The 12,431-nt window shown below is 59.8% G+C and carries 11 protein-coding genes; 9 read left to right on the top strand and 2 right to left on the bottom strand.

The window, feature by feature from the left end; all coding sequences use genetic code 11:
* Positions 1-690: 690 nt before the first annotated feature.
* Complete coding sequence (gene cheR, locus QMX88_RS26625; RefSeq protein WP_192172653.1) at positions 691-1,518, bottom strand: protein-glutamate O-methyltransferase CheR; 828 nt, start codon at positions 1,516-1,518, stop codon at positions 691-693.
* Between the two features lie 44 nt (positions 1,519-1,562).
* On the bottom strand, positions 1,563-2,495 hold the full coding sequence (locus tag QMX88_RS26630; RefSeq protein WP_192172654.1) for a chemotaxis protein CheV: 933 nt from the start codon (positions 2,493-2,495) through the stop codon (positions 1,563-1,565).
* Positions 2,496-2,568: 73 nt separating this feature from the next.
* Here QMX88_RS26630 and flgA point away from each other — a divergent pair, with 73 nt between their 5' ends.
* From flgA to QMX88_RS26675, 9 genes are all read left to right on the top strand, one after another.
* Complete coding sequence (gene flgA / locus QMX88_RS26635; RefSeq protein WP_282373256.1) at positions 2,569-3,330, top strand: flagellar basal body P-ring formation chaperone FlgA; 762 nt, start codon at positions 2,569-2,571, stop codon at positions 3,328-3,330.
* A 170-nt stretch (positions 3,331-3,500) separates the two neighbouring features.
* On the top strand, positions 3,501-3,818 hold the full coding sequence (gene flgM, locus QMX88_RS26640; RefSeq protein ID WP_192172656.1) for a flagellar biosynthesis anti-sigma factor FlgM: 318 nt from the start codon (positions 3,501-3,503) through the stop codon (positions 3,816-3,818).
* A gap of 49 nt (positions 3,819-3,867) precedes the next feature.
* On the top strand, positions 3,868-4,335 hold the full coding sequence (locus tag QMX88_RS26645) for a flagella synthesis protein FlgN (RefSeq protein ID WP_074893095.1): 468 nt from the start codon (positions 3,868-3,870) through the stop codon (positions 4,333-4,335).
* Positions 4,336-4,417: 82 nt separating this feature from the next.
* On the top strand, positions 4,418-5,158 hold the full coding sequence (locus QMX88_RS26650; protein ID WP_192172657.1) for a flagellar brake protein: 741 nt from the start codon (positions 4,418-4,420) through the stop codon (positions 5,156-5,158).
* A gap of 336 nt (positions 5,159-5,494) precedes the next feature.
* A complete protein-coding gene (locus QMX88_RS26655; protein WP_282373257.1) occupies positions 5,495-5,749 on the top strand; it encodes a PAAR domain-containing protein in 255 nt (84 codons plus the stop codon).
* Between the two features lie 8 nt (positions 5,750-5,757).
* Positions 5,758-6,738: a hypothetical protein gene (locus QMX88_RS26660; protein ID WP_282373258.1), complete on the top strand. Its 981-nt coding sequence runs from the start codon at positions 5,758-5,760 to the stop codon at positions 6,736-6,738.
* Positions 6,735-9,521 carry a type VI secretion system Vgr family protein gene (locus QMX88_RS26665; protein WP_282373259.1) on the top strand — a complete coding sequence of 929 codons (2,787 nt, stop codon included), beginning with the start codon at positions 6,735-6,737 and terminating at the stop codon, positions 9,519-9,521. The genes QMX88_RS26660 and QMX88_RS26665 overlap by 4 nt, the downstream gene beginning before the upstream one ends.
* A gap of 2 nt (positions 9,522-9,523) precedes the next feature.
* Positions 9,524-11,491, top strand: a complete 1,968-nt coding sequence (locus QMX88_RS26670; RefSeq protein WP_282373262.1) for a phospholipase D-like domain-containing protein — start codon at positions 9,524-9,526, stop codon at positions 11,489-11,491.
* A 73-nt stretch (positions 11,492-11,564) separates the two neighbouring features.
* Positions 11,565-12,431: SEL1-like repeat protein (locus QMX88_RS26675; protein WP_282373263.1), on the top strand; the 867-nt coding region annotated here is incomplete at its 3' end.

The following is a 12,431-nucleotide window of genomic DNA, read 5'->3' on the forward strand; positions in this document are numbered from 1 at the left end:
TCCGTGGGCCCGCGCCGAACGGACATCCATGTCCTGACGGCGCTCTCGCGGCATCCATGCCGCTCGGCCCACTCCGCGTCGTCTGCGTTCGGCCTGCACCCAAGTCGCGTTCTGCGGTGTTTGAGCTTTTTGCGTACGAAGATCAAAAGCTTCCCGGCTGAAGCCAGTCCTACGGACTGCATGCGCTGCGGTTAGTGGGACCGGCTTTAGCCGGGAAGAGGCCAGTGCAGGCGCTTGCTATTTTGCTGATCAGACACCCTGCCTGTGGGAGCGAGCTTGCTCGCGAATGCCGTTGCCGTTGCCGTTGCCGTGCTTTTGATCTTCATACGCAAACGGTCCGGTCACCGCCGAACGCGACTTGGGTGCAGGCTGAACGCAGGTCTCGCGCAGTGGGCCGAGCCGCATGGATGCGGCGAGAGCGCCGTCAGGGTATGGATGCCCGTTCGGCGCGGGCCCACGGAGCGAGACCGGAGTGAAGGTACTCCGACGAAGGAGGAGCCCAACCAGGAGCAAGCACCCTTGGTTACTTGGGGTGCTTTTCCAAGTAACTCGCCGAAGGCGAAATGTCTGCCGTTAGGCAGCCCCCTCTAAGCGCCGCTCCGGCTAAGAGGCAGCCAACAATCTCAGCGCCAACACGAAACAAAAAACCCCGCCTAAGCGGGGTTCTCATCAAAGCAAAACCGCAGCCAATCACTTGGCCTGATAAATAATCCCGGGACTGCACTGCACCATCTGATAATGATCGGGCAACCCGTTCAACGCCTCCGACGCCCCCAGGAACAAATACCCCCCCGGCTTCAACGTCGAATGAATACGCAGCAAAATATCCTTCTTCACCTCTGCCGAAAAATAAATCAGCACGTTGCGACAGAACACGATATCGAACTTGCCCAACGCCGCATAACTGTCCAACAGATTGAACGAACGAAACTCCACACGGCTTTTGATCGGCGCCTTCACCGTCCAGCGCCCTGGCGTCTTCTGATCGAAGAAACGCTGCAGACGGTCCGGCGACAACCCTCGGCCGATGGCCAGACTGTCGTACTCACCCGTCTTGCAATTGTTCAACATCAGACCCGACAAATCCGTCGCCACAATCTGCGCACCCGACTTCAACTGCCCCGGGTTACTGCGCTCGAACTCATCGATCGTCATCGACAGCGAATACGGTTCCTGACCCGACGAACACGCCGCCGACCAGATGCGCAAACGCTGGTTAGGGCTGGCCTTGATCGCCTCGGGCAAGACCTTGTTCTTCATCACCTCGAAGGGGTACGTGTCGCGAAACCACAACGTCTCGTTGGTGGTCATCGCATCCACCACCTGCTCACGCAAACCACTGCGCGGCTGAGTCTGGATCCGCTGGATCAGCTCGCCCAACGATTTGATGGACTGCTGCTCCATCAACTTGTTGAGGCGGCTGGAAACCAGGTACTGCTTATTTTCACCCAGCAAAATGCCACAGGCTTTTTCCAGGAATACCCGGAACTGATCAAAATCCAAATTACCTGTAGACATGCCGCCTCTCAAATCATGTGAACAGCAAGGAGGAAAACCCCTCCTCAGCTGATATCTGCCGCCTTGATACGATCTACCACCCTCGCCGCCAGATCGTCTGGCCGGAACTTGGCCAGGAAATCATCCGCGCCGACCTTCTTGACCATCGCCTGGTTGAACACGCCGGACAACGACGTATGCAACACGATGTGCAACTTCTGCATGCGCGGGTCGCTGCGAATCTCCGCAGTGAGGGTATAGCCATCCATCTCCGGCATTTCAATGTCGGAAATCATCATCAGGAATTCTTCTTCCGGCTTCTTGCCTTCATCCACCAGTTTGCGCAGGAAATCGAGTGCCTGACGACCGTCATTCAACGCCGTGACTTCCACGCCGACGGTTTGCAGGCAACGCGTCACCTGTTTGCGCGCCACCGAGGAGTCATCGACCGTCAGCACACGCAGCGACAGCGCCTTGTGCTGCACCTCCGCCGTGACCACGCCGACCGAGATGTTCTCGGAGACCGGCGCCACTTCGGCGAGGATCTTCTCGACATCGATGATTTCCACCAGCTGGTTGTCCAGACGCGTCACTGCCGTGAGGTAGTGGTCGCGACCGGTGCCCTTGGGTGGCGGATGAATGTCTTCCCAGTTCATGTTGACGATGCGTTCCACCGCATGCACCAGGAAGCCCTGAATCTTGGTGTTGTACTCCGTGATGATCACGAATGAATTGGTAATGTCAGCCAGCGGCTTGCCACCGGTCGCCAACGCCAGATCGAGGATCGGGATAGTCCCGCCACGAATATTTGCCACACCGCGCACAATCGGACTGGATTTGGGCATATGGGTAAGTTTCGGGCACTGAAGCACCTCTTTTACCTTGAACACGTTGATCCCATACAACTGCTTGCCGTCCAACCGGAACAACAACAGTTCAAGGCGGTTCTGCCCGACCAGTTGAGTGCGCTGGTTTACTGAATCCATCACACCAGCCATGCACCACACCTCCCAAAACGACCAATTGCGCTACCGGAACGGTAAGCGGCACGGGCCTTGCTATTTACTCATCATGAACACACAAACGACAGTATCCCGACGCCCGGCACCCGCAACCCGCAGCTTTCTCTGCGTGCTGGTCGCGCTGTGTCTGTTGTGTGCCGCCAGCCTGAGCCGGGCGGACAACATGACCCTGCCTGAAACACTTATCGGCGTGACCCAGGGCTTTCTTGAATTCACAGTTGAAGACTACATGGCGACCAACCAAACCGCCGGCCGCTACGAAATTGAAGTCAAACAGCTGGACCCGCGTCTGCGCATGCCGCTGTGCGACAAGGATTTGACAGCCTCACTGGAAAGCCCGGCCCAGCCCATCGGCCGCGTCACCGTGAAGATTCGCTGCGAAGGCACGTCCCCGTGGACGGTGTTTGTGCCGGCCCAGGTACACCTTTACCGCAATGTGGTCACGGCCGTCCGGCCCATGAAGCGCGACGCAATCGTGACGGAAAACGATGTGGCGCTGCGCGAACGCGACGTCAGCCTGCTGGGGCAAGGCTTCCTGGATTCAGTCGATCAGGCAGTCGGGCAAAAAGTTGTCCGACCAACGGTCATCGACCAGATCCTGACGCCCGTCCACCTCGATCAGCCGCAAATGGTCCATAAGGGCGACCAGGTGGTGATCAGTGCGCGCAGCGGTTCAATGAGCGTGCGCATGCCGGGCGAAGCCTTGTCCGACGGCGGTTTCAACGAGCAAATACGGGTGAAGAACCTCAACTCCCAACGGGTGATCAAGGCCAATATCGTTGCGCCCGGGCAAGTCGAGGTCGCTATGTAACTGACATGTGAAGGTAAGACCTCTGGCGCTGCGCTTGCGCTTTTCCTACACTCGGAACCCCTGTGCTCCGTGCGAAGTCCATTCGAGACTGTTTTCGCACGGGCCCTAAAGTTATTCCGGGTCTGGCCGAAACCAAGGCAAGCGTCCTAGAACCCAGAGGTTTTTCAATCATGGTCATCGACTTCAATCGTTTGAACAGCTCCACTACCGTTGGCGGTACAACACGTACTGCCAGCACCAAGGAAGCCAGCAAAACCGAAGCTACGGCAGCGGTCAGCGGCACCTCGAGCGTGCCCGGTAGCGGTGAGGCAGTACATTTGAGCAGCGAAGCTCAACAGTTGCAGAAGATCAGTGATTCGTTGCGTGATCAGCCTGTCGTCAACAGCGCCCGTGTGGCTGAGTTGAAGCAGGCGGTCGCCGACGGCAGCTATAAGGTCGACAGCAATCGTGTTGCAAGCAAACTGCTTAACTTCGAAGCCCAGCGCTAGCCCCAGGTCTGCGCAGGGGCTTCTGGACGCTTAAACACCAGGGCATGCGATGCAAGACACTACATTGCTTCAACTGATCACGGACGACATTGCGCCAACCCGGCATCTGCTGGACATCCTGAAGGCCGAGTCAGTGGCGCTTCACGGGCGCAATATGGTCGAGATGGAACACATCCTGGCGCAGAAACAGGCGCTGGTGATCGTGCTCGAGCAGCATGGACGCCGACGTACCCAGCTGATGACCAGCCTGGGTCTGCCCGCCAATCGAGCGGGACTCGAAGAAGTGGCGAAACATTCGTCAGTGGGTGAAGCCTTGTTGACCGCAGGCGATGAACTCAGCGCGCTGATGAGTGAATGCCAGGCGGCCAACGAACAGAACGGCAGCCTTATCCAGCTCCAGCAACTCACCACGGCACAGCAGTTGAGGATTCTCAACGGCGGCGACACGCCCACGCTGTACGACAGTCGCGGTTCGACGTCGGGCAAAGCCAGGCCGCGTCCGCTCAGCCAGGCGTAAGTTCTTGTATCAAGGTGCGCACTGTGGTGGCAATATGCCGCGCGCTGCACGCTGCCGTTATTTGCCTGGAGATGGATAGACCGTGAATGCCTCAAGCGCGGACGATGTTCCGCAGCCCCCGAAGGTACTGACCACCCCGTTGGAAATCGCCGCCAATCTGCGGCTGCTGATGGAAAGTCATGACCCGTTGATCATCACGTTTCACGAACGCACCCAGCGTTTTCAGAGTTACGTGATCGACGTCGACCGTGACACCAACCAGGTCATTTTCGACGAGATGATCCCCCGAGATGGCGAGCGTTTCCTTGCCAGCGGTGAGCCCTTCCGGGTCGAAGGTTTTCACGACGGTGTGCGCATCGCCTGGGAAAGCAAAGCCCAGCTGACCGTGATCGAAGAGCCGCGCAGCTATCGCGGCCCTCTCCCTGAAGAAGTCGTCTATCACCAGCGCCGTAACGCGTTTCGCGCGGCCCTGAAGCTGGCTTCGCTGATTGATGTCGAGATTGGCGGCGACCGGCTCAAATTTCCGTTGCGCGGCAAACTGCTGGATGTCTCCGCCACCGGCTGCAAGCTGCGCTTTGAGGGCGATATCTCCGAGCGCATGCAACTGGGCCAGGTCTATGAGCGCTTCATCGCCTCCCTGCCCTTCGGCAACATGACCACGCCGGTCGAACTGCGCTATCTGCACTTCGAAGAAAGGATCAACACCACGTTCGCCGGTGTGCGCTTCCACAACATGAGTGGATTGGTGCAGCGTCAGGTTGAGCGTTTCGTGTATCAGCTGCAGCGCGAAGCGCGACGCTTCGACAAAGACGACGATTTCTGATCGTTTGTGATGACCGGCTGGCGCGTTTCAGGGCGTGCTGGCCGGTTGCCGACATCCGCTGCCATCGCCTCCCCCATAACGCGCACATCCAATAGCGCGTCCTGATCCAATCCCGCAACGCCTCCAGCCCCGCTCAACCCCCCTCCAAACCGCGCCTGTTCGATCAAAATGCGAACCTCATCACGCCCGCGTGTAGGACTCTTCACCGCGCCAAAGTAGGACGCGTCTTGAAATAATCTGTGCCACTTTCAAGGCCCTGACCCTGTGTTAATTTCGCGGCTCAAACGCACCGGAGCATGGACGCTCGCCGCGGCCACATCTCAGGGAAGTTTCGTCATGCGCCCCATCATCGTTCTCAACGACCCTACCCTCAAAGGCGGTCGAGTCATTCAAGGCTCGCCCTCCACGTTCCTGCACGGTCTCGAAGTCGCCCGCCACGGCGACGACGTGCTCTGCTTTCACGGCCCCTGTGCAATCGCCGAAGGGGATGAAACCTGCCTCGTCGATGATCGGCCCATTGCCCGCGACGGGGATCGCCTGCTGTGCGGCGACGCCCTCGTCGCGACCCACGATGACTGCCGCATTCTGTAGGGGTCCTTATGAACGCATTTATCAAGCGACTGTTCGGCAAACCTGTCGAGCTGCCATTGCCTCATGCCCCTCAGCATGACATCCGGCCGCGGCGGAACATGTACGACCGAATTTCCGAAAAGCGCCTGGCGCAGGAAGCCGCCCAGCGCCTGCTGGACCGGGCCAAACCCCGAGGTGATTTCTGCGCGCAGAGCGTCAGCGTCGAGGACGTCTGGCTCCGACTGCCCGGGCATTCCCTGGATCAGCGGTTACCTGTCCAGGACATCCCCAGGCACGCGAACGCGCTGAGTCACGACCCAAGGCTGATGGCTGCCAACGGCTCGCGCCGACTGTTGCGGCGGATCGAGATCGACGCGATTCCTCTGCCCTCGATCGACCCGCTCGCCCGCGCCATGGAACTGCTGCAGGCGACCCTGACCCAGTGCCCGCTGCTCGAGCGAGTTGCGGACTGGACGCAGGTTGAAGTGCATCTGTTCCCGCCGTCCCATGTCGATCCACTCGTCTGGTTCGAAACCGTGGTGGGTGTGTGGCCCCAGGCGTGGCTGCCCGGTGGCGGTTTCCGTATCGCCGGCCAGGCACCGGGGCCGTGGCTTGCCGAATTGCTGTCCGGCAACCTGAGCATGCCCGGCCATCTGTGCCTGAGCATCGACAGCTGGGCCACTCTGCCGGCCAACGCACACGCTGCGGATCCGGCGCCCCTGGGTGAGGTGGTATCCCTCGTTTCACTCAAGCGGGACGCGCGGACCGATACCGCGAATACCGCCCCCGAGCAGACCTTCAATCAGCAGTTTCAGGCCCCGTCGCTGTGCGGCCAGGTCGGGACCGTCGCTGCCGAATGGACGCGGATGGCCCTCGGCTGCCTGGCGGCCCAAGCCTCCACCGGCCAGGCCCAATGGGTGCTGGACCTTACCGACAGCGGTTCAAGCAGCGGATCGATCATCGCTACCCCCCGTACCGTGCCCACTGCCCCGACAGGAAGTCCGACATGACCTTCGCAACACACTCTGCCTTCAACCTCACTGGCATCAGCCAGGAAGGACGCCTGCTCGAACTCAAGACGCCACTGACCGAGCCGCTGCTGGCCGTGCGCGTGCACGGCGTCGAGCGACTCGGCCGAATCCCGCGTTACTGCGTGGACGTCGTCAGCGAATCGACACGCCTCGACCCCCACCAAGTGATCGGCGAGCCGGTTCGCCTCGCCATCAAGCGCGCCGACGGCAGCCACAGTTACAAACACGGTTTCGTGGGCAGCGTGCGCTACCTCGGCAGCGACGGCAGTTTGCAGGACTGGCAGCTCGAATTCGCGCCGTGGTTCAGCCTGCTGGAATACCGTCAGGACTGCCGCATCTGGCAAGACATGACGATGATCGACATCTTCACCGACGTATTCCGAGGGCACCCCCAGGCGCAAGGCCGCTATGAATTCAACTTGCGCCACGAGCACCCGCCGCAGTCCTACGTCACTCAGTTCAACGAAAGCGACGCCCACTTTGTGCAGCGCTGGTGCGAGCAGGCCGGCATCTATTGGTACGTCGTCCATGAGGCTGACCAGCACCGGATTGTGTTCGTCGACAGCGTCCTTGACCTGCCGCCGCTGGAGCCGGAAGCGCTGCCTTTTCACACCCAGACGGCCGCGCTGGACCACGACAGCATCGTGGAATGGAGTCAGGCCGACACGCTGCTGAATGGCCACGTTCTGTGGAGCAGCAACAATTACCGGGCCCACCGCCAGCCGCTGTCTGCTCGGTCCATGGGGCTCAATCCACCGAGTGCGGCAAAGACGCTCGAGCGTTATGAATACCGAGGCCAGTACGCGTGGCACAGCGAAGACGACGGCAACTGGCAGACACGGGTGCAAATCGAGCAGGTGGAATCAGCCGCGCGGCGCATCACCGGCCATGGCGGCGTCCGGCACATGCTCCCGGGTAATGGGTTCGAGCTGCGCGGGCATCCGCTGTATGAGGACGGGCCCGCTAAACGCCGTACGTTTCTGCTGATCGCCGTCGAGTTCTTCGCGCAAAGCAATTTACCCGTTGCACTGACACGCCGTGAACGCCCCGGCAGCCTGCAATCGCGCCTGAAAGAGCTGGGCGCCGACAAGCCGTCCGAGAAAGGCGAAGGATTTTATTGCAACGCGTTCGAGGCCCAACGCCAGGACGTCCCGTACCGCAGCGCTTTCGAACACGACAAACCGTTAAACCCCGGGCCGCAGACCGCGGCGGTCGTGGCGCCCAATGGCGGGCCTGTGCAAACCGACGTGCTGAACCGAGTGTGCGTGCGCTTTCACTGGGACCGCCTCCGATCACCGGAAAAAGCACCCAGTTGCTGGCTGCGCATGCTGCAAAACAGCAGCGGCGCCGGTTGGGGCAGTGTGTACGTGCCGCGCGCAGGTGAAGAAGTGGTGGTCACCTTTCTCGACAACGACATCGACCGCCCGCTGATCCTCGGCCAGGTCTACGGCGGCGACAAACCGGCGTGGCATTCCACGGGCCGGATGAGCGGCTACAAAAGTCAGGAAATCGACGGGCTCGGTTACAACCACTGGGTCATGGACGACACCACGGCGCAGTTGCGCACGCAGATCCATAGCAGTCACGGCCACAGCCAACTGAACCTCGGCTGCCTGGTCGATCAACAGGGTAATCACCGCGGCGCGTGGCGCGGTGACGGGTTTGAATTGCGCACCGATGCCTCCGGCGCCATTCGCGCGCCGCAGGGTTTGTACCTCAGCACCTGGCGGCGCACCAAGGCACAAAGCGGGCATCTGGACAGCAGCGAGGCCGGCCAGCAGTTAAGCGACGCCTTGCAGCGCGTGACGGCGCTGTCCGACAGCGCCGGTCAGCACAATGCCCTGTCGCTGGAGGAAGGCCTCGAAAACCTGAACCGGCTGCATCAGGCCGCCACGCATTCCCTCCGTCAGGGCAATGCGACCTCTCAGGGCTATGACGCGCCGCTGATCGTCGCTTCCGCGCCCGCCGACATCGCCGCTGTCACGCCGGAGAACATCCAGCTGCACAGCGGCCGCCACACCAGCCTCTCCAGCGGTGAAGACATCAACCTCGCCAGTGCACGCTCGCTGCTGGTCAGTGTGGGTCGCAGCATCAGCCTGTTTGCCCGCGACGCCGGGGCGAAGCTGTTCGCCGCGAAGGGCAAGGTAGAGATTCAGGCCCAGGACGACGCCATCGAACTGACCGCCAAAGACAGCGTACGCATCACCTCCACGGCGCGAACCATCGAGATCGCTGCCCAGGAGGAAATTCTGCTGACCTGCGGCGGTGCCTTTATCCGCCTCAAGAACGGCGATATCCAGATTCACGCCCCCGGCACCATAGACATCAAGGCGGCGAAGAAAACCATCGGCAACGCCAGCCAGATGGACCGCGAGCAGACGCCGTGGCCGCAAAGCACGGCGGGCCAGACGCTGACCCTGCTGGCCGGGCAAAGCAGCGCCGCCAGTCACCAGCCGTGGACCGGCATGCCTTACACAGTGTTCGCCGACGGGGTCGAGATTGAAAAGGGTGTGATGTCGAGGGACGGGAAAATCAGCGTCGAGCACCGGGTATCCCGCTCGCGCTACCGCGTCGAACTGGCCAACGGCGCCAGCTATGACATCCCGGTCAGCGGTGATTACCTCGGCGATCAGGACAACGGCGCACGCGCCAACCGCGGCCTGCATCGCCATCAACACAGCCTGACGCCCGGTTCGGGCGAAGCACCCAGTCAGTACCGCGAAGACTACGACCGCCTCAACCATCCAGACACGGAAGCCTGAAGATGAACACACCCAGCATCACCTGCCCCATCGCCACCCGCCAGACCTCATCGGCCGTCATGAATCAGCGCTGGATGGTCGAGTGCAGCGAGTATTCGCCCAAGCCTGCGACCTTCGAGCCGCTGGTGAATGGCGAACGAGCATTCGGCGCCGTCCACGACGCGATCATGGCGGCAAAACATTCGGTGGAGATCATTTGCTGGGGGTTTCAGCCTTCGATGCAGTTCAAGCGCGGCGGTGGTCAGGCGCAGTGCATCGGCGAATTGCTGGTCAATAAAGCCTCTCTTGGCGTGAAGGTGCGCGTGCTGTGCTGGTCCGACAGCGCGCACCTGACTGCGATGTTCGCGGAGAACATGACACCAGGACGCAACGTGGCCTCTATTGCATCGCACGCCGGCGACTGGCGATCCACGTGGCAGCAAGCGTATGACTGGGAATGGTACCGCCGCGCCTCAACCCCTGACACCGGCGCCAGTTCGCTGGTGGAGAGGGTGTTCCCCGGACTGAAGGGCTTCCGGTTAACCAAGTTACTGGCACAAGAACTGTTCAAGGCGGGCGCGCGGCCTTTCGAAAACATCGAGTTTGCGGTCCGCGACCTGGGCCTGGCCGACCGAGCGGAGATTGCCTACCAAATATGGACCCGCTCCCGAGAGCAAGGCGCGGCAGAGCTTGAGGCCGCCGGCAAGGCGGCGGCGATGTCGGTGATCCCCACCCATCACCAAAAAATGGTGCTAGTGGACTACGAACACGCTGACCGCGCGGTCGGGTTCGTCATGGGCCACAACATGCTCGACCCCTATTGGGACCGCGACGACCACGCCTATGCTCCTGCGGATGATGTGTCCGGCCGCAACGGTTCTACGCCGCGCCAGGACATATCCAGCCGCGTCACCGGCCCGGTGCTCCAGGACCTGAACGCCAACTTCACCCAGGCCTGGCTTAAAGCAACCGGCATTGACCTGCAGACCGCCCGTGAGCCCCTCGCCGCCAATCTCAAACCGCGCAAGGGTTTCGGGCCGCCGATGATGGCGCAAGTGCTGCGCACTCAGACCGAGGCCGGCAAGCGCGACATCCGGACCATGTACCTGCAGGCGGTCAAGAACGCGACCCAGTTCATCTACATCGAGAACCAGTACTTCCGCTGGAAGCCGTTCGCCGACGCCGTTGTCGACATCGCCCGACGCCATGCCGAAGGCGGCCGCGACCCCGGCGAACACGGCTACCTGCACCTGTTCGTCGTCACCAACTCCTCCGACGAGGGCATGGCCGACGGCGCACTCGGCACGTTCCGCATGCTTCGGCAGTTGGGTCGCAGTGAAGTCATGCCCTCTGTGGCGCGTCTCGAACACGATGACTACTGGCAAGCGAAGCTCGATGCGCTGCGGGAGGAGCACTTTGCCGCGTTACGCAAATTGACGGCCTATTACGACCGCGTAGACGCCATGGGCAAGCTGGCCGGCCCAATCGAACGGTTGGAAATCGAACGGGATGAATTGGCCAGACAATGCGAAGAACTAGCCAAACAAGTTCAAAGTGTGAAAACGACACCGATAACTCCGACCGAAGTGCCCGGATTGAAAGTTCATATCTGCACACTCGTCGCCCCCGACTCCCCACCCGATAACTGGCTGGAGGTTTATATCCATAGCAAGTTGATGATCGTCGATGACGTGTTTACCACGCTGGGCTCGGCGAATATCAATGAGCGGAGTATGAGTTCGGACAGCGAGTTGAATATATGCGTCGAGGATCCGGCGGTGGCACGGCCGTTGAGGAGGCAGTTGTGGGGGTTGCATACGGGGGGCAACACATCGACTGATGACATATCAACGGAATATCAGAAATGGAGTGATGTGCTGACTGAAAACAATGATCGTCGAGACCCCATGGGCCAAGCCAAACTACGGAAACCCGCTTGTTCGCTCGTGGAATTCTTACGACTCAGCCCGAGCCGCAAAAATGTTGACTAAATGCAATTTTTATCGGAAATCATTGTTCGCACTTATTTTATCTTTAGCTGGTTGTGATTATGGAGACAAGCCAATGACATCATTTATTCCAGAAAAAGCAGATTGGGAAGTCGCGTTCAAACGATTAGAGTTTGAATGTATTCATGAAAAAGATCGTCTGCCTCCACTGGACCCAGATGCACATCGCCTATATCAATATGGATTACACCTATCCCAACTTTCCGGGCCAAAGGATTTCGATCAGACGGCGCGCTACTATCGGATCGCCGCCGCGCATGATCACTATCGTGCTGCGAAAAACTTGCAAGCCCTGCTATCACAGGGCCTAACCAACGCCCCGCGGCCCGCGAAAGAAACTATTGATTTGGTAGAAGATTTGATTAACCGCAGCATCCCAGGAGCTTACTATGATATGGGTCACTATCTTGAACTCGGATATGGTGTTACGCAGGATGCTGAAGCAGCTCGCTACTATTTCAGACGCGCTGCTGACTATGGAAATCCGGAGGCTCAATATTACGTAGCTAATTTATTGGCGAAGACTGGTAAAGCTGGAGCCATCCCACTTGCGATGATGCGCTGCGCCATGGAACAGGGACATCGCGAGGCGGCGCTGAGATACGGCGTATCGAGAAAGAATGAAGGTCTATTCATTGAAGCTCTTGAAGCTTATCAATCAGCATCTAAATTCGGAAATCCGGCTGGAGCGCGCAGACTTAGAGAGGCATTTAACTACAGCAAGACAAGCAACGAAACCTATTACTTAGCAGCCGATATTGATAGTGAACGATCACGGCGATATAGCCTTATAAGTAACTTTTTGAATAAATACGAACACCTCGGCGCCAAAGTCCCGGACATCGACCAGATCGTCCCCCTCCCCCCCGCCAAACTCCCCGATTGGGACGAAACGTTCGAATGGAAGCGCAAACGCGACGCC

Source organism: Pseudomonas sp. PS02290 (genome assembly GCF_029960075.1).
Classification (GTDB): Bacteria; Pseudomonadota; Gammaproteobacteria; order Pseudomonadales; family Pseudomonadaceae; genus Aquipseudomonas.

Bases quoted from the DNA above. Each gene is read 5' to 3' on its own strand.
- QMX88_RS26655 (WP_282373257.1), top strand. From the start codon at position 5,495: ATGCGCCCCATCATCGTTCTCAACGACCCTACCCTCAAAGGCGGTCGA.
- flgM (WP_192172656.1), top strand. From the start codon at position 3,501: ATGGTCATCGACTTCAATCGTTTGAACAGCTCCACTACCGTTGGCGGT.
- QMX88_RS26670 (WP_282373262.1), top strand. From the start codon at position 9,524: ATGAACACACCCAGCATCACCTGCCCCATCGCCACCCGCCAGACCTCA.
- QMX88_RS26630 (WP_192172654.1), bottom strand. From the start codon at position 2,495: ATGGCTGGTGTGATGGATTCAGTAAACCAGCGCACTCAACTGGTCGGG.
- QMX88_RS26665 (WP_282373259.1), top strand. From the start codon at position 6,735: ATGACCTTCGCAACACACTCTGCCTTCAACCTCACTGGCATCAGCCAG.
- QMX88_RS26645 (WP_074893095.1), top strand. From the start codon at position 3,868: ATGCAAGACACTACATTGCTTCAACTGATCACGGACGACATTGCGCCA.
- flgA (WP_282373256.1), top strand. From the start codon at position 2,569: ATGAACACACAAACGACAGTATCCCGACGCCCGGCACCCGCAACCCGC.
- QMX88_RS26660 (WP_282373258.1), top strand. From the start codon at position 5,758: ATGAACGCATTTATCAAGCGACTGTTCGGCAAACCTGTCGAGCTGCCA.
- cheR (WP_192172653.1), bottom strand. From the start codon at position 1,518: ATGTCTACAGGTAATTTGGATTTTGATCAGTTCCGGGTATTCCTGGAA.